The 22,414-nt window shown below is 58.5% G+C and carries 12 protein-coding genes and 3 pseudogenes; 8 read left to right on the top strand and 7 right to left on the bottom strand.

Annotated features, from left to right (window positions below; translation table 11 throughout):
* Positions 1–6: 6 nt before the first annotated feature.
* From thrC to ACIQU2_RS12690, 6 genes and pseudogenes are all read right to left on the bottom strand, one after another.
* Positions 7–1,386 carry a threonine synthase gene (thrC, locus tag ACIQU2_RS12715; RefSeq protein ID WP_403141028.1) on the bottom strand — a complete coding sequence of 460 codons (1,380 nt, stop codon included), beginning with the start codon at positions 1,384–1,386 and terminating at the stop codon, positions 7–9.
* A 16-nt stretch (positions 1,387–1,402) separates the two neighbouring features.
* Complete coding sequence (locus ACIQU2_RS12710) at positions 1,403–2,293, bottom strand: LysR substrate-binding domain-containing protein (RefSeq protein WP_403141026.1); 891 nt, start codon at positions 2,291–2,293, stop codon at positions 1,403–1,405.
* A gap of 60 nt (positions 2,294–2,353) precedes the next feature.
* Positions 2,354–3,783 (bottom strand): annotated as a pseudogene (locus ACIQU2_RS12705) (amino acid permease).
* A gap of 150 nt (positions 3,784–3,933) precedes the next feature.
* Entirely contained in the window at positions 3,934–5,211 is a 1,278-nt protein-coding gene (locus tag ACIQU2_RS12700) for a cystathionine gamma-synthase family protein (protein WP_403141024.1), read from the bottom strand.
* Between the two features lie 802 nt (positions 5,212–6,013).
* Positions 6,014–6,091, bottom strand: a pseudogene (locus tag ACIQU2_RS12695) (hypothetical protein); the annotation flags it as partial.
* Positions 6,092–6,206: 115 nt separating this feature from the next.
* Positions 6,207–6,668: pseudogene (locus ACIQU2_RS12690) on the bottom strand (IS21 family transposase); the annotation flags it as partial.
* 259 nt (positions 6,669–6,927) lie between these two features.
* On the opposite strand from ACIQU2_RS12690, the gene ACIQU2_RS12685 reads away from it, so the two are divergent.
* From ACIQU2_RS12685 to ACIQU2_RS12650, 8 genes are all read left to right on the top strand, one after another.
* Positions 6,928–8,064, top strand: coding sequence for an ATP-binding protein (locus tag ACIQU2_RS12685; protein ID WP_403141023.1), 1,137 nt, complete (start codon positions 6,928–6,930; stop codon positions 8,062–8,064).
* Positions 8,065–8,831: 767 nt separating this feature from the next.
* On the top strand, positions 8,832–10,043 hold the full coding sequence (gene wecB, locus ACIQU2_RS12680; RefSeq protein WP_403141254.1) for a non-hydrolyzing UDP-N-acetylglucosamine 2-epimerase: 1,212 nt from the start codon (positions 8,832–8,834) through the stop codon (positions 10,041–10,043).
* Between the two features lie 41 nt (positions 10,044–10,084).
* A complete protein-coding gene (locus ACIQU2_RS12675) occupies positions 10,085–12,298 on the top strand; it encodes a hypothetical protein (RefSeq protein ID WP_403141020.1) in 2,214 nt (737 codons plus the stop codon).
* A gap of 12 nt (positions 12,299–12,310) precedes the next feature.
* Positions 12,311–14,425: a glycosyl transferase family protein gene (locus ACIQU2_RS12670; RefSeq protein WP_403141018.1), complete on the top strand. Its 2,115-nt coding sequence runs from the start codon at positions 12,311–12,313 to the stop codon at positions 14,423–14,425.
* On the top strand, positions 14,422–16,965 hold the full coding sequence (locus ACIQU2_RS12665) for a bacteriophage N4 adsorption protein A (protein WP_403141015.1): 2,544 nt from the start codon (positions 14,422–14,424) through the stop codon (positions 16,963–16,965). Before ACIQU2_RS12670 ends, ACIQU2_RS12665 begins: the two co-directional genes overlap by 4 nt.
* Before the next feature lie 8 nt (positions 16,966–16,973).
* A complete protein-coding gene (locus ACIQU2_RS12660; RefSeq protein ID WP_403141013.1) occupies positions 16,974–17,627 on the top strand; it encodes an alginate O-acetyltransferase AlgF in 654 nt (217 codons plus the stop codon).
* Positions 17,624–18,613 (top strand): twin-arginine translocation pathway signal, encoded by a 990-nt coding sequence (locus tag ACIQU2_RS12655; protein WP_403141010.1) that lies wholly within the window; start codon positions 17,624–17,626, stop codon positions 18,611–18,613. The genes ACIQU2_RS12660 and ACIQU2_RS12655 overlap by 4 nt, the downstream gene beginning before the upstream one ends.
* Positions 18,610–19,473, top strand: a complete 864-nt coding sequence (locus tag ACIQU2_RS12650; RefSeq protein ID WP_403141007.1) for a hypothetical protein — start codon at positions 18,610–18,612, stop codon at positions 19,471–19,473. The genes ACIQU2_RS12655 and ACIQU2_RS12650 overlap by 4 nt, the downstream gene beginning before the upstream one ends.
* A 19-nt stretch (positions 19,474–19,492) precedes the next feature.
* Here ACIQU2_RS12650 and ACIQU2_RS12645 read toward each other — a convergent pair whose 3' ends face one another.
* Positions 19,493–22,102 carry an EAL domain-containing protein gene (locus ACIQU2_RS12645; protein ID WP_403141004.1) on the bottom strand — a complete coding sequence of 870 codons (2,610 nt, stop codon included), beginning with the start codon at positions 22,100–22,102 and terminating at the stop codon, positions 19,493–19,495.
* Positions 22,103–22,414 lie beyond the last annotated feature (312 nt).

Here is a 22,414-nt window from a genome sequence, read left to right as displayed (position 1 = left end):
GCGCCATCACAGCGCGCCGAGCAGCTCATGGATGGTGTTTAGGTCGTCCGGCTCAATCCGGTAAACCTGCGCCTGCCCTTGCGTCGCGACCCCAGGTTGCGGCCTCGCGACACTGATGCCCAACTCGCCAAGCAGTGCCGCCGACTTGACCGGTGAGATTTCCCCCAGAGTCACCATTGGCGCCACCAGGCTTCGCCGATATAGCCGGGCGGCCAGCACACCAGTGGCCGTATGCGGGTCGATGACGTATCCGGTGTCGCGATACAGCGAAGTAATCTCCTTCAGCGTCTGCTCATCACTGACCGCATAGGAGTCGATGATCATCCGCGCCTTCAACCAGAGCTCGTTGGCAATGACGATCTCGCCGCTGGACTCGACCCCCTCCATCAGAGCACACACCGCCTGGTCGTCACGCCCGTATAACTCCCAAAGGAACCGTTCCAGATTGGAAAAAATCGACAGGTCCATGGCCGGTGACAACGTCTTGTTGGCTCGTGACCTGCTGTAGTAGTTCTTCTGAAACAACTGATGCAACGCATCATTCTGGTTGGTTGCAACAATCATCTGGGTAATCGGCAGGCCCATTTTTTGTGCGATGTAGCCTGCATACACCTCGGCAAAACTCGCTGCTGGTACGCTGAAACCGATCGGACGTTGACCACCTCCCAGTTGCAACACGGCGTGGAAGTAAAACACCAGTTGCGCCAACACACTTACCCAATTACTGGAGTTGAAACTGATCACCTCGTACTGCGCATACGGCCATTGTCGGAACAGCCGGGTGACAATGGTCTGGCATTCGTCGAAGCTGCCATTCACTGCGAACTGATGAACCCTTGGGTGCGCGGCTGCTTGCAGATGCTGGAGTTGGTCCCGAGGTACGCCCGCCTCCGGGTAAAACACCATCACGAAGGTGTCCTCGCAGTGTTTGAACGCCTCAATGGCGGCCAGCCCGGTATCGCCGTTGGTGGCACCGATCACCACCCCGTGACGCCCACGCTTGCGCAGAAAATACGGAACCAGCCGCGCCTGCAACTGAGCGGCAAAATCCTTCGAGGAGCGAGTCGGCCCGTGGAACAGCTCCAGCACCCACTCGTTACGATCGACCTGATGCAAAGGTGCAAGGGAACGATGGCTGAATTGGCTGCCAGCCTCTTTGAGCAAGCGCTTGAGGTCTGTCTCGGGGATCGACTCACCCACAAACGGACTGATCACCCTGTAAGCCAGTTCGTCATAGGGCAGGGTCGACCAGTTGGCGATGTCATGCGATTCAAACAGCGGCAGTTCGAGCGGTACGAACAGCCCACCGTCGTCGGCAACTCCAGACAATACGACCTGTTCGAAGTCGACCTGCACAGTCGAGTTTCGGGTACTCACATAACGCATGGTTGGCTCCGGCCATTCATTTGAAGCGATGTGCCTGCTCGACAAGCCAGGTGGAAAATTTCACCGCGTCGGGGTGCTGCTCGGCCCCGGAACCGCGCACAAGGTAAAAAGACTCGCTGGCTTCAATACGCTGGGTAAAGGGTTCGACCAACCGTCCGTCCTGAAGCATCTCCTCCACCATCGAGGACCGCGCCAGGGCAATCCCCTGCCCTAGCTCGGCCATGCGCAAAGTGGAGATCAATGTGTCGAACTGCATACCCGTCGAGGAGTCGACGGTATCCGCACCGACCATGTTCAACCAGTAACCCCAACCCTCTTCGTAACCCAAAACATGCAACAGCGGATGGTGCGACACATCAGCAGGTACCGTCAGCGGTGACATCGCCATCAGGTCCGGCGAGCAGACCGGGAACAGCGTGTCCCAGCTCAGGCGCTGCGACACAAGGCCGGGCCATTGACCGTGGCCCCAGCGAATTTCCATGTCATCCTCACCGTCCAGTTCCTTTACCCAGATATTGCTTATATATCGGATATCGACATGCGGATGCGCCTGGCTAAACCCCGCCAGCTTGGGCGCCAGCCAATGCACGAAAAACGCCAGGCTGCCGCGCACCTTGATCGGCCGACGTTTGTGCTGGCCGAAAATTTCGTTGGTCCCCACTGCCAGTCGCGTGATCGCATCCTGCACCACTGGCAGATATGCCTGGCCTTCCTCGGTCAGTCCCAAGCCGCGTGGCAAGCGTTTGAAGAGCGCCACCCCAAGATGGCTCTCCAGTTGGCGGATCTGCTGACTGACCGCCCCCTGGGTCAAAAACAGCTCTTCGGCGGCATGGGTGAAGTTCAAACAGCGGGCAGACACCTCGAATGCCCGCAGCCAGTTCAATGGGGGTAGCGTCTTTTGCTTCATGGCTTGAACCTCTTGAACGCCCCCTCCACCGAGCACGCTTGCCCATCCCGTCGACGCTGACTAGATCGCGTCGGACGGTTGTGGCAAGGGGACAACCGACAAGCGTCGCTCGCGGCTTTTACGGGTAATGTAATACACGAAATAGCACCAGGCGATGAATGGCAAACCGAAGTACAACGCCACTCGCTGCTCGGGATCGAACGCAATCCCCACACATGCCAGACTGCAGCAGACCAGCGCTCCCAACGGCACCCATGGATAACCCCGGACACGGAATTTCAAGTCGCGGATGTCACCGCCGTTGGCCACAAAGTGACGGCGAAAAGCAATCTGGCTCGCGGCTATGCTCATCCAGACCACAACGACCGCCAATCCGGAGATCGACACCAGCGCCAGATAGATAGTGTCGGCGGCAAACACGCTGCTGAGCAACGAGGCAGCCCCACCCGCCATGCTGACGATAATGGCGTTGAGCGGCGTACCCATGCGAGTCAGGGCCGAGAACCGCTTGGGCAGATGACCCTGATCACTCAGCGTCCAGAGCATCCGTGACGCGGCATACAAACCGGAGTTGCGGCTGACAGCAAGGCACTGATGATCACAAAGTTCATGATGTCTGCCGAATACGGAATCCCAATGTAAGTGAACACAGTGACGAATGGACTCTCGACGAGACCGGCCTGTTCTCGGGGCAATAGTGTCGCAAGGACGAAAATGGTCCCCACGAAAAAGATCGCCAGGCGCAGCACCGTCGTGCGAATGGCACGCGGTACGTTGCGCTGCGGGTCCTTGGTTTCCCCAGCGGCAATACCGATCAATTCAGTGCCGGAAAACGCAAAAGACACCGCCAGCAACGTCATTGCTATCGGCATGATTCCGGTAGGAAAAAGTCCTTCGCGAGTAAAGTTGCTCAACCCGATACTGTGGCCCTGCTCGATGTGCAGCAGACCGAGAATCGCGCCACCGCCGATCATCAGAAACACTATTACGGTCACCACCTTAACCAAAGATAACCAGAACTCGGTCTCAGCGAACAGACGCACCGAAATCACATTGGTCAGAAACACCAGGCCTGCAAACAAGGCACTCCAGATCCATACCGGTGTATCCGGGAACCAACGCGCCATTAGGATGCCGGCAGCGGTGAATTCAGAACCGATGGCCACCGTCCAGGTCAGCCAATACAACCAAGCCACGGTATAGCCGGTTCCAGGCCCGAGATAACGGGTGGCGTAAGTACTGAATGAACCGGTTTCCGGCATCTGCACCGCCAATTCGCCCAGGCACATCATCACCATGTAAACCATGAGCGCGCCGATAATGTAAGCGATCACCGCTCCCAAGGGACCGGCCTGGTTAACCGTGTACCCGGACGTGAGAAACAGCCCGGTACCAATGACGCCGCCTAATGCCAACATGACAATATGCCGTGTCTGCATTTCCTGTTTAAAACCGGAATGTGTATTAAGTTGTTCTTCTTTTATGGACATGGTTGTTCTCATGAAAGTAATTAGGGCACGAATTAACGTCTGCGATGATTGGCTCGGCAGAGTAAAAACAGATCGCCACTAAGTTTTATTATTATTCCACTTCATGAACGCCCCACTCACCTCCTTGCAGTGAGGTTTGACGCTAATGCTTCAGTTTGTAATTTCGGCGCAACCTTCATTGATTGAAAGCTGCGTATTTGATTGTGCGGGTTCGTTGCCAGACCCTCTGACAAATGCGAACGCCTGTTTCAGGTCGTCGAGCAGATCGTCGGTGTCTTCGATGCCGACAGATATCCGCACCAGCCCTTCTGAAATACCCAGGGCCAGTCGTTCCTCCAGCGTGTTCTCGACATGGCTGGTGGTTCGCGCGGGACCGTAGATGGTTTCCACCGCACCGAGATTGCCAGCGCAGTGGGCGAATCGCAGTCGTGGCAACAGCACCTTCACCGTGTCCATGCCGCCCGCCACAACAAAGCTGACGATTGCACCGAAGCCGGACATTTGCGCGCACGCCACAGCATGATTCGGATGGCCTGGCAAACCGGGATAATTGACCGACTCCACCAACGGTTCGACGCAGAGGTACTCGGCCAGTACACGGGCACTGTTTTGCTGCTGACGCATGCGCAGCACCAGGGTTTTCATACCCCGAATGATCATGTAGGCAGAGAACGGGTCAAGCGCTGCACCGTTGATTTCCCGGTAATGACGAACCTTGGCCATCAGCGATTCACTACCGCACACCAGGCCGCCCAGCACGTCGCCATGGCCGCTGAGAAATTTGGTGGCACTGTGAATGACCACATCCACCCCCAGCTGCAGCGGGTTCTGATTCAACGGCGTGGCGACGGTGTTATCCGCCACCACCGTGGCACCGACACGCTTGGCTGCAGCCACCAGACGCTCGATATCGAGTATTTTCAGTGTCGGGTTGGTCGGTGTTTCCAGATACACCAATTGGCAACCTTTGGCGATTTCACGTTCGATTTCTTCGTGATCGAACGTCTCGCACAACGTCACGTTCACACCGGTACGTGGCAGGAATTCTTCGAAAATCTTGTTGGTGCCGCCATAGCTGTCCTTGGTCGACACCACACGATCGCCATTGGCCAGGAAGGTGTAAAGCACACTGCTGATCGCCGCCATTCCGCTGCTGAAAGCCACGGCTGATTCGGCCAGCTCCAACTCGCGAATCTTTGCCTCGAGAGTCTCGACTGTCGGGTTGCTCATGCGGCTGTAAATAAATCCAGGGGCCTTGCCCAACGCCACGTCGTACCAGACATCAATGTCGTCATAACCGTAAGCGGCACTGACCACGATCGGCGTTTGAGTCGCATTGTAGGGATGCCTGACTTGCTCCCCGCCCCACACTGCGCGGGTTCCCGCACCGGCATTTACAAACCCTGCGTTGCCTGGTTTTTTATTCATTAAGACTACTCGCACTGAGGGTGGCGAATGTTGAGTCACTCACCGGATCTGACGGCCAATATAGTGAAAAGCAGCGCCTCCGAGAAACGATGTTATAGGTGCCAAAGGGCCGCTTTTTTTAATGGCTGTGATTGCGTGAGGGTTAAGCAAATTGCAGTCTTTCGACAGGTGCGCGAGATATAAACGTCACCCTGAGGCAATCAGCCAAGTTGTTTGCTGCGCAGAACCAGTGGCCCTCCAGGACGGCCAAGGAAGCTGAGAATCTGGAGGGTAGGAGAAGTTTCAGGGCATATCGCAGTGGGCGAGTCTGGCTCCTTAATCGTTGATCTCATGAACGTGGTGCCAATGAATGATAAAAACGGGCAGTGGAAACCGATATTGAGTTTGACTCGTCGAGTTCGTCGATGATGGAGTATCGCTGTCGAATGGAAGCGGATTAATCGCTGGCCATTGTTATTAACGCAACGTGCTGGGCATTGGTCATCAATCGATCTCTTCCACTTGGAGACCTGCCGGTGATCCGAGTAGCGGCTCACGCACAATCATTGCATTCCGTAGCGCCTGACACGGGATCGCCTTAGTGCGAAATGACGACTACGCGCCTCCTGACACCAGTCTAGGTAGATCAAGCTGTTGACATGGCCAAAGGCATCAATATAGCGCCAGTCACAGTCGCGCTGGATAGCGGATCGCCAGGCCCCGACCACCACCTGAGTTGTCTTGTTATTCATCTTCTCTTCTCGAACTAACTCTTGAATGGCTCACTGGTAGGGCTGGCAAGAGGCCAGACCTTCACGCCAGCCGCGGTCCGCTTTTGTGACTGCAGCGCGTATGCGTCCTGTGCCTCCCGACTGATGTCATAACGACGCGCCACCAGCTGGTGGCATAACAAGAACTTTTTCCATGCATGTTCCGCAGTCTCTGCCGGCACCGCTCTCGAGCGTCGCCGCCATGTTCCAGGATACCGAGGGCTTAACCAAGTCCATGACATGGCCCCGTCCAATATGCAGCTTCATGTGGGACACCTGGATGCGTCGGAACAGGCCGCCAATCAGAAGACCTTCTTCGCTCCAGTCGAACTGAAAGGCCTCTGCGAGTGCGAACGTCAACGGTACAAAGGAGCGCAAAGACTTGCCTTGCTCACCTCGCCACGAGCGTACAAACGCTGTGAGCTGGCTGTAGCCGCCGTCGTAACCCTAGGCCTTGATCTGCTCAAAGAGTGCTGTGGCGCTCCTGCGGTTGTGCTTTGCCCGAAACGAATCGGCCTTGAGCGCCTGCTCCAGCGTCTCGTGAAATGGACTGAGTTTGTTGAAGGCTGCGCACCGCTGGTACGCCGGCTGAGTAGCTTCGGGCGCTCTGACCCATTTCCGTATGGTGTTCCTCGACAGCCCGGTTCGCTTGGTTATCTGATGCAGCGACAGCATGTCGCGAAAATACATGCGCCGAATTTTGCCCATCATTTCCATGCTGATCACCCTGTGTTCTCCTGCTCAAAAATTGAGCAGAAGCAGTTGAACACCTGGGTCAGTTTTCGGTCAGCGGCAACACTTGATGCACTAGTAAAGCGCTGGGGGGGGCTGAGATTTTGCGTTGGTAGCGCAGGCTCTCGATGTAGACAAACCATGCCAGGCGGCCGAATCGATGCTCTAATTCAGCTTGTGCTGTTTCGTTCCCGTTTTCGACCTCGATTACGACTCCATAACCAGGATCACTGGCATGCGCCTATCTGACTTCATCATCAAGAACCTTGAGCCAATTCTCCAAGCTTGGGAAGACTTCGCAAGAACCATTGAGGTCCCCGGCGAAGCACTGGACCCCAAGGCTCTACGGGATCACGCCGAACAGATGCTGCGTGCAATAGCGATAGACCTGTGCACCTACCAGTCTGCGCAAGAGCAAATCGCCAAGGCCCAGGGTAATGCTCCTATGGAGGAGTTGGAAACTCCTGCGGAAACCCATGCAGTAACGCGTTTAATGGCGGGGTTCACGCTGGATCAGATGGTATCTGAATATCGAGCGCTGAGGACAAGCGTACTCAGTCAATGGCTGGGGCAGATGAAGGCAGGGACAGTTTTGGAAGTGGACGATATGATTCGCTTCAACGAAGCCATAGACCAGGCGCTCGCTGAGTCTATTGCTAGCTACTCGCGTGTAGTGGAGGCCTCACGCAACGTTTTTTTAGGCATCCTTGGCCATGATTTGCGCACGCCACTGGGGGCTATTTTGCTGGGTGCCGATGTTTTGCGGCGCTCGGATGAGCTGGGGGCGCGGGAGACTAAAATTGCATCGGGGATATACACCAGCGTAAGTCGAGCTAGCCGGATCGTTGGCGACTTGCTGGATCTAACCCGCTGCCAAATGGGCCCTGGGATTCCCATCAAAAAGGAAGACATCGACCTAACGCCACTATGCATACGAATAGTTGAAGAGATCCGCACTTTTCATTCAAGCGCGGATATTGTCTTCAAAGTGGGGGCGTCGGCTCGCGGTGAATTCGATGGAGCCCGCATGGAACAGGTGTTTTCCAATCTGCTCAGCAATGCCGTGCAGCATGGTGATCTGCGTTTCCCGATTAAGGTTTCACTGGAGGTATCTGACAGCAGCGTCGTGTTCGTCGTCCATAATCTCGGCGAGCCTATCCCGGAGGACATTCTGCCCTTCATCTTTAACCCCATGGGACGTTTCTCTCAGCACGCGTCTCTTGATCTTGGTCCTAGCACTGGCCTTGGCCTAGGTCTGTACATCGCTTCCGAGATCGTGGCTGCGCACTTGGGGACTATAGATGTGACTTCCGAAAGAGAGCGCGGAACCACTTTTCTCGTAAAAATGCCTATCGGGGGATTAACAACGTAAGCAGGGCAGCCACAACAACTCGGTAGCAATTGGGATACTTCGATTGCTCTGCTGTATGTGTCAGTATCGGTCTACGCTATTTGGTGAGGACGAAAATAAATACGGAGAGCACAATCTACGCACCGGCATTTGTCGGCCAAAAGCTGCGGTGCATCACGGATCCAATATGTCGGCGAAGTTTTTTCCAAATTGAATATCCCTAACGCTACTAATGCGCATCGCATGCGTAAAAAAGCTACTGCCCCACACAAGTCTTACTTCAGGGCGACAATATTCAGGCGTCATTTTAGTGACCGCCACAACTATTACCCCGAGGACGTGTCGATCTACTACGTAGACCGCGACCATTACCACCAATGAGTAATTCAATCGCACTGACGAACGGACTAAAATTATAAAATAACAAGAAAAAACAATAAGTTAGACATTAAATAATAATCTAAAGAAACCGCCCGCAAATTACAAGAAACCAGAAAAGACCGATCACAAATATGAAAGTTCCAAGCTTGATTATTTAATTAAAAAACAGATATAACACTTTAAAATATTCGCCTTCGATGCTAATAATCCGGCCAGTTCCGGGTTTCCCCAGGCGACACATACCTCACATGAAGTGAACATCAGATCTCACACTGATTACCCGGCCTTTACTAAATTCATACAACGCTAGCTTGCTCGAGTTTCAATAAAACTTGGGCCAGCTATTGTGCTGCGCACTAAAACTGCGCAAGGAAGACATCATCGTTCGCCATCATTCAAAGATTAAAATTCTTTCGATCTTCGGAACCCGTCCAGAAGCCATCAAGATGGCGCCGCTAGTCAAAGCCCTCGCTGCGGAACCCGGCATTCATTCGCAGATATGCATCACCGGCCAACATCAAAGCATGCTGAAACAGGTGCTGGATCTGTTCGACCTCAAGGCCGATTACACCCTCGACGTGATGACGCCGCACCAAACGCTCAACTCTCTGACGGCGGCGCTTTACGGGGCGATTGACCCGGTGCTGGAAATGACCTACCCGGACCGGGTGCTGGTGCATGGCGACACCACCTCGGCCATGGTGGCCGCGATGGCTGCGTTCCATCGACGCATCCCGGTCGGCCATGTGGAAGCCGGGCTGCGAACCGGTGATATCTACAGCCCGTGGCCGGAAGAAATGAATCGGCGCTGCATCGACTTGGGTGCGGACATGCTGTTTGCGCCGACCCACGAGTCGCACCAGAACCTGCTCGACGAACGCCTGCAGGGTCGCGCCTTTGTGACCGGTAATACAGTGATCGACGCTCTGCAGATGACCGCGCGGCGCATTGAGCAAGACGCTGACCTGCGTGCAAGCCTGGACCAACAGTTCTCGTTCCTGCAAGCCGGCCGCAAAGTTCTGCTGGTGACCGGGCATCGCCGGGAAAACTTTGGCGAAGGCTTCCTGGATATCTGCAAGGCCCTGAGCCATCTGGCCCGACGCACGGACATCCAGATCGTCTATCCGGTGCACTTGAACCCCAATGTCATGGGCCCGGTCACCGAGCAACTGGGCGATCTGCCCAACGTGCACCTGATCAAGCCGCTGGACTACCTGGCCTTCGTGCGCCTGATGCAACGTGCGCATGTGATCCTCACCGACTCCGGTGGCGTGCAGGAAGAAGCGCCGTCACTGGGCAAACCGGTGCTGGTGATGCGCGATGTGACTGAACGCCCCGAAGCTGTCGCCGCGGGCACCGTTCGCCTGGTCGGCACCTCGCCGGACTCGATCATCGCTGGCGTCAACGCATTGTTCGATGACGACCTTCTGTGGCGCCGATGCTCCCAGGCTGCCAACCCTTACGGCGATGGCAACGCCAGTGCGCGCATCGTCGACGCCCTGATGGGGCGCCCGGTCGATGATTTCGTCGTGGCTCGGATGCAGTTGCCCAAGTTCCTGCACTACCCGTCAGCGGGGCCTGTGCCCGAAAAAAGTCACCCGGCTTTCACCTCTCTATAAACCAAACCGCTCCTCCCCTTATCAGCTCGAGATCTACCTGAATGAAGTCTTCCGTTGCCATCCATACGGGTGCGCTCAGCGCCCTTGCCTGTGGCGTGAGCCTGCTCGCGCTCATGCCGACCTTTGCCTTGGCCGCGGACAGCCCGCTCACCCAGGCGATCAACCGGCTCAACGCCGACACCCGACAAGAGCGTGAGATCCGCTTGAGCGATCTGGGGATCGATGCACCGATCATCCTCGGCTCCACCGATGCCCGCCGCGAATTGTATTTGCCAGTGCCGGCGGGCGTGCCGTTGACAGATGCCACACTGAATTTCGACGCCAGCTACCTGAATGGTGAAGGCGGTCGCAACACATTGCTGCTGTCGCTGGACGGCTATCCCGTACGCGCCGAAGGGCTCAGCGAACCACAGGGCAATGCAAGCGCCACACTGGGCGTGGACAAGAAAGCGCGTGACAACGGCTCGCTGCGTCTGGGCATTGCCTGGTCGTCAATCGTGTCCCGTGTGTTGTGCGAAGACGAGCGCGCCATCGGCAATGTATTGCGTATCGAACCGGACACTCGCCTCAATTACAGCTACGACGCCAGCCAGTTACAGGACGTCGGGGCTGCCTGGACGGCACTGCCCGGTAAACCGGGAATCATGGTCGCGCCGGGCACCTTATCCGCCGAAAGCTACGATGCGGCCTGGCGTCTCGGTGTGGCACTGGAGCGGATTGGCAAACACAGCCGCGTTCTGCCCTTCCCCGCCGAACAAGACACTGTCGACCTGACCGGCCTGCGCATCCCGGCCGAACTGCAGACTATTCCAGCGTTCGCCAGCCTTAACGGCAAAGGCTCGCACGTTCTGGCGAACCCGGCGCAAATCGGTGCGCTGTTGATGTTGGGGCAGACGCCGAACGTCCAGGCGGATCTGGCAATCAACGACCCGCAACTGCTCAAAGCCGTCAACGAATCGCTGGACGCGCTGCAGAGCCAGATTCAAGGCCTCGACGCCACAGCCGCCAACGCCTTCGCGCAATGGCGTGAGCGGCATATCAATGCAGGTCTGGCCGCCACCGGCACTGACAACGTGCGCCTGGCATTGCTGGGCACCCGCCCGGTGCTGATGATCGCGCCGCAAGCAACCGGCAAGGCGCTGGCGCTGTTCAGCACTGCCTGGAACGCACTGGCACGCAGCCGCCAATTGACGGTCAGCGAAGCACAAATGCCATTGAACGCCGACGGTCGTGTGGCCTTGTCGCGCCTGGGCGGAAACCCCGGCGCCATTGACGTGCTGGCCAAGTCCGACTGGAGCACTTCGTTCCCTCTGGGCAGCGTGGCCTACGACGGTCGTCTGCCGGTGAAGGCGGTGATCGATATATCTGCCGCACCCGGCGCCTCTGACACCGCGCCGGTGGCCTCGCTGTTTCTCAACGATTACCTGATTGGCGCGCAACAGCTCGTCGCCAACGGTGAGCAGCAACGCATCGAAGCACGTATCCCGCGTTACGCCTTGGGTTCAAAGAACGTTTTGCGCGTGTCGTTCCAGCGTCAGCCGGTCAGCGATCGTTGCCTGGAAACGCCACAGGCCTTCCCGGTCTCGGTGCTGCCGACCAGCCACATCGTGCTGGAAAAAACCGCGCTGGCTGATGACTTCTCCGGCATGGCCGCGCGCTTTGCCATGGACACGCAAATCCTCGTACCGCAGGCCTACCTCGAGCATCCGGCGAGCAGCTTGCCGCAGGTGATTTCAGTGGCTGACGCCGCCGGTGTTTCGCCGCTGCGGGCGCAACTGAACGTCAGCGCCGACCCAAAGGTTTCGGTCGCGCCGGACAAAGCCTTCCTGGCCTTCGAGCTGCCGGTCAAGGACAGCAAGGAATCGGTGCAGGTCGATGATCAGGGTCGCTTGCGCATCAATCACAAGGATCAGATGTTGTTGGACATCCATCCCCTCAACCACCTGGCCTCGTTGCAAGTGGTGGATGCCGGCGGCCAGCATGGTCTGGTCTATCGGGCCCTGGGCAATGACGCGCCACGCTTCGCCAAACAGATTCTGCTGACCCGCGGCGATGTGGCCATCCTCGGTGACAACGGTGCACTGACCACCTTCGACACCCAGGACCCAAGTGGCAGCCAATTGATCGACAACGAAGAACCCAAGGGCCTCGACGCCTGGCGCAAGCCGTCGCTGTTGTGGCTGATTCCGGGTGGCATCCTGTTGGTCCTCATCCTGTTGCTGGCTGGCCGTAGCGCCCGTCGCAATCGCCAGTAACGGAAACTTTCGATGACGTCGCTTTATTGGCCCTATTGGCTGGCCCACTACTACAGCTTCCTGGAGTTCTCGACCATCGTGGTCGCGGTGCTGATCCTGATCTCCAGCCTGGACGATCTGTTCATTGACTTGTGGTACTGGTCTCGCCGCCTGTTTCGCAAGTTCACCGTGGATCGCAAATACCGGCCGCTGACCGCCGAGCAATTGATGGCCCGGGATGAACAGCCGTTGGCGATCATGGTCCCAGCCTGGCTGGAATATGACGTCATCGCACCGATGATCGAGAACATGGTGTCGACTCTGGATTACCAGAACTATGTGGTCTTCGTCGGCACCTACATCAATGACCAACGCACCATCGATGAAGTGGAACGCATGCGTCGGCGCTACAAGCAGCTGCATCGCGTGGAAGTCCCGCATGCCGGGCCGACCTGCAAGGCTGACTGCCTGAACTGGGTGATCCAGGCGATCTTTCTGCACGAGAAAACCCACGGCATGACCTTCGCCGGCGTGGTGCTGCACGACAGCGAAGACGTACTGCACCCGATGGAGTTACGCCTGTTCAACTACTTGCTGCCGCGCAAGGACATGATCCAGTTACCCGTGGTTTCACTGGAGCGCAACTGGTACGAATGGGTGGCCGGCACCTACATGGACGAATTCGCCGAATGGCATGGCAAGGATTTGGTGGTACGTGAAAGCATGACCGACACGGTGCCGTCTGCCGGGGTCGGCACCTGTTTCTCCCATCGTGCCTTGCGCGTACTGGCCGGGGAAACCCAGAACCAGCCGTTTAACACTGACAGCCTCACCGAGGACTACGACGTCGGCGCACGCCTGGCCAAGGTCGGCATGAACGCAATCTTCGTGCGCTTCCCGGTGCAGTTTCGCGTGTTGCGTAAATCATGGTTTCGCAAACCTTACGAATCGACCCTGAAGATGCCGTTGTGCGTGCGGGAATTCTTTCCCGATACCTTCCGTACCGCGTTCCGCCAGAAAGCCCGCTGGACGCTGGGCATTGGCCTGCAAGGTTGGGAGCAAATGGGCTGGAACGGCTCGCTGGCCAACCGTTATCTGCTGTTTCGTGATCGCAAGGGCGTGGTGACGGCGTTCGTCAGCATCATCGCCTACGTGATTCTGGTGCAGCTGCTGGGCCTGATCATCCTGCGCCAGAGTGGCCTGTGGGACGTGAGTTTCCCGACACCCTTTGAAACCAATGGCTTTATCCAATACCTGCTACTGGCCAACGGTATCGCGCTGGCCTGGCGTATCGCGCACCGCTGTTATTTCACCACCGTACTGTACGGCTGGCAGCATGGTTTGCTGTCCATCCCGCGCATGGTGGTGGGCAACTTCGTCAACTTCATGGCCGCATCACGCGCCTGGCGCATGTTCCTGGTCGGCAAGGCGCTGAACCGCAAACTGGTGTGGGACAAGACCATGCACGACTTTCCGTCCACCGACCTGGTGGCTGCCGCACCGCGCAAGCTGGGCAGCGTGTTGCTGTCCTGGCAGGCGATCAACGATGCTGACCTGCAAAGCGCCCTCGCCGAACAGAAAAACCGGCACATGCCCTTGGGGCGGATTTTGCTCAGCAACGGCTGGCTGGACGACGAGACGCTGGCTGAAGCCATCGCCTTCCAGAACGATCTGCCACGGGTATTCGATGTGGCCGCCAAGGCACGGGACTCAATCCTGACGCTGGACGATGAGTTCGCCCTGCGCTGGCGCGTGGTGCCGCTTGGCTTGAATGCCGACGGCCGCGCGCAAGTCGCCGTCGCCAGCCCTCTTCCGGCCGAAGGTCTGCAACAGGTCAGCGATGAACTGGGCAGCGAACCGGTGCAACTGATTGCCCGTGAAAGCGAAATCGTCGCGCAATTGCGTCAACTGAATGTGCGTGAAGGCCAATCCGTGCCGGATGCCCGTGCGCCGCTGCTGGGCGACCTGTTGATCGAAATGGGCCTGCTGGATCGCGACGTATTCAATCGCACCATGTTGCAGTACCGCCCGCAACGTCACGGACGCATCGGCGACTATCTGGTCGACAGCGGCGTGCTGCCCCGCTCCACCATCGAAAAGGCCGTGGCGCGTCAGCACAGCCACTACCCTGCGGAGCTTCCGGCATGAACCGCCCCTTCCTGACCCTGATGGCCACGGGGCTAAGCCTGTTACCTGGGCTTGCTCATGCCGAGACGCTGCCCCTGCCGTTGACCGGCCCGGCCTTTGAAACTGCCAACGAGGCGTACAGCGCGTACGAGCGTAAAGATTACGACCTGGCCATCGCCAAGGCCCGCGAAGCGTTGCGTCAGCGGGCTGATATCACTCGCTTGAACACCTTGATTGCACTGGCACAACGCGACAAGGAACAGCGAGACCATCCCAAGCGCTACCCGCAATCACGTCAGGCCCCAGGCTTCGGCGCCGCGGCCCAGGCGTTCAAGGCCTATGATCGCGATGACTTCGGCGTGGCTGCCCAAGCGGCACGCAAAGCCATCGCCCAAGCGCCCAAACGCATGGATTATCGACTGCTGCTGATCGAGTCGTTGCAACGCCAACAACATCTACAGGAAGCGGATCAAGCCACCACCCAGGCCCTCGCGGTGTTCCCGGACGACGATACGTTATTGATGCGTCGCGAAGCGATTCGTCGTCAACTGGCGGCGCCGCTGGCGGTTCAGGGCTATCGCGCCCTGGACCAAGGCAATGCGACCCTCGCCGTTGACCAGGCCCGAAAAGCCGTCGCCCTGTCCCCGGAAATCGGCGCCAATCAGCAATTGCTGATCAGTGCCCTGCTCGCTGCCAGGGATTACCGTGGGGCCGAACAGGCCGCGTCAGGCGCTTTGGCACAAGACGATGGGGAAATCGCTCCGTGGATTCTGCGCAGCTACGCCCTTGATCGTCAGGGCAAAACTCAGGCCGCCCAGGCTGACCTGAATCACGCCTTGGCCATCGATGGCCTTCTGGAAGCGGAAATTCGTGACATTCGTTTCTTCGCCGCGGACGCCGCACTGGCCCATGGCGAGCCTCAGCAGGCGCTCGATCATCTGCAGCCACTGGTCGACGATGAAGGCGGCGAAGTGGCCCGCCGACGTACCGCTGCCCGTATGGCGCTGCGGCAGAAAAACAATGGCGCGAACGTGATTGCCCACTTCCCTGCTCCGGCTTTGAACTGTCAGGAAACGGCTTTCGGCCTGGTCTGTGATATCTGGCCGGGCAACCAACGTGATGGCGGAACCGACATGGCCGGCCAAGCCTACGCGGCCCTGGCCCGCAAAGACCCTGCGACGGCGGTTGCCCTGACGAACGAAGCCATTGCCCGTGCGCCACAGAATCCGGCGTACCGCCGACTGCTGGTCAGCGCCCTGAGTGATCAGAAACGTGTGCCCGAAGCCATCGCGGCAGCCAGCGAAGGTCTGAAGCTCACGGGCGATGACGCTCGTCTGCTCGCCCAGCGCGGCCGTCTGCGTCAACAATCGGGTGACGATGCCGGGGCGCGCAAGGACTTTACCCAGGCACTGGCGCTGGCCAGTCTTCCCGCTTACGAAGAAGCCAGTCTGTATGCCGCCATCGGCCAGCGCCGAACTGCGCGCGAACGGCTGCAACAAGCGCGGGACACGGGCGAGCTGGAATCGATGAGCGACCTGCAGATCGCTTATTTGTCGGTCCAGGCCGGCGATGATGACGGCGCCCTCGGCTCGTTCAGCAAGGCCGATGCCGACACCCGGCTCACGCCGACGGCCACTCAGGATGCGGCCTACACCGCGATGCGCGCCAACGAAGACCAGCAAGCCGTCGGCTACTTCGAGCGCGTCATCGACGCGCAGCATGCCGGTGAACTGGACATGCCCGAGCAGCAACTGTTCGACACCCGCCGCGCAGTGGGCGATGTCTCGCGCAGAATGGGCTTGACCAGCACCACCAGTTATCGCGGCAACAGTTCCAGCAGTGGGCTGAGTTCAGCGCCGAGCAGCGGCAGTAGCAGCAATGACAGCCTGCAAAACAGCACCGAACTGTCCTGGCGTCCTCTGGGCTATCGCAACGCACGCTTCGTCGAACTCTATGGCCGTGTCACCGACACGCTCTGGAGCAAGAACGGCGATTCGGACACCGGTTTCGATGCGCTGCAAGGCGCCGTGGGTGTACGGGTCAAACCCTTCACCGCTCTGAACGTGATGGCCGCCGTCGAGCGCACATTCCCTTTGGGATCTTCGGACGTTGACGGTGACTGGCTGCTGCGATTGGGTTACGGCTCAAGCGTCGGCACCGACCTGCGCGTCGATGCCTCCAGCTGGTGGACCTCGCAGTTGTTCGCGGAAGCGGGTCATTACGTCAACGACTCGCGCAACTACTTCAACAGCGAATGGCAGGTCGGTCGCAGCTATGCGATCGGTGGCGCGGGCTCGCGCTGGGTGAGCTTCCCGCATGTCGTGGCCGCGTTCGACTATGACTCGAAGATGAACAGCGGCACCGATGCCGACGGCAGTTCGGAGTCATCATCCGGCAAGGCCGGCGGGGTGGGTATCGGTAACAACGTCCGGTACTGGTTCCGCGAAGACGCGTACAACGCGCCCCGCTCCTACGTCGATTTTTCCTTGCAGTACCGCGTCAAGGTGATGGGCGATGACCGTGCCGAAGGCGTGTTTGCTCGCCTGACCTATTCCTACTGAGGACTTGTATGAACGTTCGAATCTGTGTGTGGCTGGGTCTTGGCCTGCTCTCGACAGGCGCACAAGCGGCCCCGGAAATAGCTCAGCTGTACGCGCCAACATTGCCCGAAGGCTCCGCGTATGTGCGGGTGGTCAATCCGGCCGACACCGCGATGCAGGTTCAGGTGGGCCAAAGCGCAAGCTTTAGCCTTTCCGCCCAGAGCACGGTGGCCAGCCCCTTCCAGGTCGTGGACTCGCGGCAGCCGCTCAAGCTGACCGTCAATGGCCGCGAGATAAAGGGCCTGAGCGCACCGAAAAGTGCGTGGGTCACGCTGATTCTGGACAGCGACCCGGCACGGGCGCCACGCCTGGTCATCGACCCGCCGCAGCGCGGTAAAGACCTGCGCGCCGAACTCAATATTTATAACCTGAGCAACGGTTGCGAAAAGGCTGAAGTCAAACTGGCCAATGGCGCCCCGGTATTCAACCAGCTGCCGTTCAATGGACAAGCCCAGCGCACGATCAACCCGGAGCAGGCAACGCTGGTTGCCAGCTGCAATGACAACGCCAGCCTGCCGTTGAAGCTGGCGCCCTTCAAGGCCGGCGATCGCTATAGCCTGTTCCTGATCGGCTCTCGACAGGCGCCGCGCCTGATTGGCCTTGTCGACCAGAGCGCCCCATGAACCTTCAATTCAAACCCGAACGGTTTATCCGTCGATTGTCGATGCCCGCCATGTTCGCCGGCCTGTTGGCGAGCCTGTCAGGCACTGGCGTTCAAGCGGCCTCGGCGGTGATCACCGGCAACGGCGGCTGGTTATTCCCTGCCTGGGAAAGCCTGAGCAAAGTCGACAACACCGGCACTGCCCGCAACATTGCACTGGTCAAAGAACTCCAGCAGCAACTTGAACGCGAACACATTGGGCTGGTCGTGCTGGTGGTGCCGATGAAAGCGCCCTTTTACGCTCAGCGCCTGCCTGCCGATCAGCCCTTGAGCGCGGCCGTCATGCAGCGATACGACCATTTGCAGAGCGACCTGAGCCAAGCGGGCCTGACCACGCTGAACATCAAGCCGATCCTGCAGCTGACCGAGCAAGGCAAACAGACCGCGTTTTACCGCGCCGACTACCACTGGACAGCCTGGAGCGCCGAAAACACCGCCGACTCCACGGCGCAACTCATTACCGAGCGCTACCGCCTGCAAGGTGACCCCGGTGGTGGCTCGGTGCTGGGCCATTGGTTCGACAGGCGCGCGTTCGGCGACCTAGCCAGTAATTTCCTGCCAGCGATCAAGCGCAAGGCGATTGGTCGCGACATCTACACCGTTCGCCATCAGGCAGAGAAAGACTTGCTGATCGATGACGTACCGGCGCCGGTTCAGGTGATCGGCAACAGCTTTGTCCAGCCGTACCTGGGTTTTACGCAGAAGCTTTCAAATGCCCTGGACCGTCCCGTCGCACTGACCTGGAACCCCGGCGACGTCGGTCCGTGGGCTACGCTGCTGCAATACCTGGAGTCGGCGGATTTTGCCGAACACAAGCCGCAAGTGATCGTCTGGCAATTCAACGAGGGCCAGTTCCACCTTGGCCCTGATGCGGCAGCCAACTGGAACGCCAAAGGCGTCACCTCGCTGAGCCAATGGCATCAACGCATCAAAAAGGCACTGCCGTGAAAATCTTCGGCTACACCGCCAGTCGCACGACCGTTGCTGCTCTGTTGCTTGCCGTCACCGTCGGCGCAGGTACCGGCATGCTCTACGTGACGAAGACCAAGGCCCTGGCCCCGGGGATTGTCGGCATCGTCTGGCAGCCGGACAACAAGACCGTCGGTATCAGCGGACACTGGGAAAAACTGGGAGCGCGTGAGCTGCTGGTGCAATGGACAGTCGTTGACGATCAGGCCTTCGTTCCCGGTACCGGCCTGCCCGCCGTACCGGTGCTGCCCGATTGGGCGCGCATCGCCAAGGCACCCTGGGCGCAGGATGTGATCCTGGGACTGGCGGGTTATTTCAGCGAGAACCGCTCACGGGACAACATCGAACAGCTGGCTGCAGTCTCGGAACGGATCGCCAGATTGCCTACGCCGTTACACGTGACCGGCTGGTATTTCCCGGCTGAAGTCGACCCCAGCTGGACCCGCGCCAAAGAACTGCCCGCGCTGCTGGCCAAGCTGCCGCGACCGTTGTGGATCAGCGTTTATGACGGTGCCAATATCGGCCCCGTCGCCACCGCCGAATGGCTCAAGCAATGGCTACCAGATGACATCGGCGTGTTCTTCCAGGACGGTGTCGGCGTGTACGCCCGCACTGCACCGGTCGCGCGAACCTACGCCGACGCCCTGAGCAAGCGCCTGGGCAAAGACCGTGTGCGGATCATCGTCGAAGCCTTCCGCCCCAACTTTGGTGGCGGCTTCCGCTCCGCGACCGCTGCCGAGCTCAGGCCGCAACTGGCGGCCTATGACGGATATCCGCTCTACCTGTTCGACGGGCCGCACTACGTGACGCCAGAGTTGGTCGAGCAACTGGTGCAGTAAAGCGTGCGCAGCTGACGTGTTAACTTTCAGCGTGAGCGCTTTCGGCCAGCGCTCGCAGCCCTGAATGCTTCGCGTGGACGCCAATCAAGTGTCCAATCGCCTGCGCATCCATAGGTCGGCTCAAGAAATACCCTTGAACCTCATCGCACCGCGCATCCTGCAACGCCTGAAGTTGCTCGATCGTTTCCACCCCCTCCGCCGTGACTGTCAGCGACAGTGCCCTGCCCAGCCCGACGATGGCCTCGATGATCGACTGATCGTCACCGCTGGCGGCCAGCCCGGAAATAAAGCTGCGATCGATCTTCAACCCATCGAAAGGAAATGAACGCAGGTAGCTCAATGACGAGTACCCAGTGCCGAAATCGTCCATTGCCAGGCGAACACCCAAGGCTTTCAAATCGTGCATGATCTGCAGTGCGCCCTTGGCGTCGTCCAGCATGACATTCTCGGTCAGTTCCAATTCCAGCCGGGCCGGATTTAAACCGGTCTGCGTTAACACCGCCTGAACCCTGGACACCAGCTGCCCGCGCTGAAACTCTGTCGGCGACAGGTTCACCGAGACAAAGAGTTCTTCAGGCCAGGTCGACGCGGCCTTGCAAGCGGTGTGCAGCACCCAGTTGCTCAGCGGCAGAATCAACCCGGTTTCTTCCGCAATGGGAATGAAAACGTCGGGCGACAACAGCCCTCTCACCGGGTGCTCCCAGCGTACCAGCGCTTCGGCACCTGCCATGACCCGGCCTGCAATCTGATAGCGCGGCTGAAAGTGCAGACGCAACTCATCATGTTTGATCGCGTGACGCAGATCGCTTTCCAACTGACGACGATCGAGGATTCGAGCATTCATGTCGCCCGCGTAAAAACGCCAGGTATTGCGTCCTGCATCCTTGGCTTCATACAGCGCGATGTCGGCATAGCGCAGCAACTCGTCGGCCAGGGTGGCGTCAGCCGGTGCCATGGCAATGCCGATGCTGGCACTGATAAACACCTCATGCTCATCAATCTGGAACGGCTGTTCGATGCAGTCGATCAGGCGCTGGCACAGGTGCTCGACCTCATCCTGAGAAACCATATTCGCCACCACCAGCACAAACTCATCGCCACCGATTCGCGCGACCAGGTCATCGGAGCGCAAGCACTGCCCTAGCCTTTTGGAGACCTCGTTGAGCACTTGATCGCCTGCGGCATGCCCGAGCAAATCATTCACCGGTTTGAAGCGATCCAGGTCGACGCTGAGCATGACCAACGGATCACTCAGGGTCGGCGCAGCCTTGAGTTTGCCATCGAGGAATTCTTGCATACGGGCGCGATTCGCCAGGCCCGTCAGCGCATCGTGTTGCGACAGGTATTCGATCCGTCGGCGGGCCGCCACTTCTTCGGTGATATCGCTGGCCGTGCCGCGATAGCCCAGCCCCTCCATTTCTCGCACGGAAAGACGGAAAATCCTGGCTTGCCCGTCCCCTGACAGATAACTGCATTGCAAGATGGCGTTGGCCCGTCGCGAGTGGTTTTTCAACCACTGGGAAAGTGGGCCCTGATCAGACACCAGCAAGTCATCGATAGGACGACCAAGACACTCGACCCTGCGCAGTCCCGTCACGGTTTCGAAGCGCTCTGACAGGTAGGTGAAGTGCAACCCGGTATCGATTTCCCAAATCCAGTCGGAGGACGCTTCGGCGACATCACGAAACCGCGCCTCACTGGCCGCCAACGCCGTGCGACTGACCTGCAGGGAGGTGTAACTGGCATCCATCACTTGCGCAGCCGCCGTGGTACGCCGCTGAAAAAGCCAGGTCATTAGTCCGATAATCAGCCCCGCTATACCGACCAGCGGCAACACCACGGTCATCAACCGATGCCCCGGCTGCGCCGGTGTCCACTGCAGGGTGCCCGCCGTACCGGTTTCCCCCAGACGCAAAAACGATGTGCCGAGCGCTGCACTGTCACCTGAGGCCACGCGCAATTGAGCAATCCCGAAATCACTGGCCATGGTGCTCAATCGGGCAGCATCGAGCCTGGAGACGAACAACAGTATTGAGGCTGGCCTGTCATCCGTTTCGACCTGGGGGTTGGTGCCAGGCGTCAGGGGCGCGGCAGCGACCAACACCGGGGTGCCGTCGACATCGAGAAACGCCTTGATGGGTGTTTCGCTTTCGACATCGATGCGTGCACGTTCGATAAGCGCGGTGATGGGTTGTTTCAACCAGTCTTCAGCGGTGACCGATTCCAGCTGCCCATCGATGACCGAGTACACCGTACGATCGGTCGGATCGATCACAAACACGCCCTCAAACCCGAAATCCTCAAACAGCGACGAGCCGGCATTCTGGCGGACAAATGCCCAGTCGATATCCACCTTCCTGTGCAGGTGCTCGTAGGCATCGCCCCAGAATGCGTAGTCCTTGATCGTCAAAAGAGCCGACTTTTCCAGGGACTGCACGGCCTTTTCCGTATAGAAGCGATTGCGGCGCTCAGCGTCCTGGTTTTGCTCGTAGGCGATGTAAACAATCAACGTGCTGGCCAACAGGAAGATCGACAACAACAGACAAGAGAAGCCCATCAAAGACATGCGGGTCAGGGAAAGATTGGAGGTTTGCATCGGCGGCAGAGGGTCGAGAGGCTTGCTTTTCATAGGGCTTCCGGGCGGCGGACTGTTGGCAGGATCAGTCCGTAATGTACTTGTTGATCATATCGGCCCGAATATCGATGCCTTGACCTGCTATCGCCCTCAACCGCTCAACGGTCGAGTCTCGAGACAAGCCAATCCTGCTCAATTTTTCTGACTCTGTTTTGGATTCGGCTGAAAGGAGCGAGCGTCAACAGAACGTTTTTTTTCGAAACACCCCACAACCGCTGATCAGTTAGTGCGGTTTTTTGACACTTCCCCGATATGTGGTCACAACTTTCGCGCTCCGCTGGGCCCTAACACGTTGGTCGTCGATGG

It is taken from the genome of Pseudomonas sp. NPDC098740 (assembly GCF_044760065.1).
GTDB lineage: Bacteria > Pseudomonadota > Gammaproteobacteria > Pseudomonadales > Pseudomonadaceae > Aquipseudomonas > Aquipseudomonas rossensis.
This window is presented reverse-complemented; position numbering and strand designations above follow the sequence as displayed.

Bases quoted from the DNA above. Each gene is read 5' to 3' on its own strand.
- thrC (WP_403141028.1), bottom strand. From the start codon at position 1,386: ATGCGTTATGTGAGTACCCGAAACTCGACTGTGCAGGTCGACTTCGAA.
- ACIQU2_RS12710 (WP_403141026.1), bottom strand. From the start codon at position 2,293: ATGAAGCAAAAGACGCTACCCCCATTGAACTGGCTGCGGGCATTCGAG.
- ACIQU2_RS12700 (WP_403141024.1), bottom strand. From the start codon at position 5,211: ATGAATAAAAAACCAGGCAACGCAGGGTTTGTAAATGCCGGTGCGGGA.
- ACIQU2_RS12685 (WP_403141023.1), top strand. From the start codon at position 6,928: ATGCGCCTATCTGACTTCATCATCAAGAACCTTGAGCCAATTCTCCAA.
- ACIQU2_RS12675 (WP_403141020.1), top strand. From the start codon at position 10,085: ATGAAGTCTTCCGTTGCCATCCATACGGGTGCGCTCAGCGCCCTTGCC.
- ACIQU2_RS12670 (WP_403141018.1), top strand. From the start codon at position 12,311: ATGACGTCGCTTTATTGGCCCTATTGGCTGGCCCACTACTACAGCTTC.
- ACIQU2_RS12665 (WP_403141015.1), top strand. From the start codon at position 14,422: ATGAACCGCCCCTTCCTGACCCTGATGGCCACGGGGCTAAGCCTGTTA.
- ACIQU2_RS12660 (WP_403141013.1), top strand. From the start codon at position 16,974: ATGAACGTTCGAATCTGTGTGTGGCTGGGTCTTGGCCTGCTCTCGACA.
- ACIQU2_RS12655 (WP_403141010.1), top strand. From the start codon at position 17,624: ATGAACCTTCAATTCAAACCCGAACGGTTTATCCGTCGATTGTCGATG.
- ACIQU2_RS12645 (WP_403141004.1), bottom strand. From the start codon at position 22,102: ATGAAAAGCAAGCCTCTCGACCCTCTGCCGCCGATGCAAACCTCCAAT.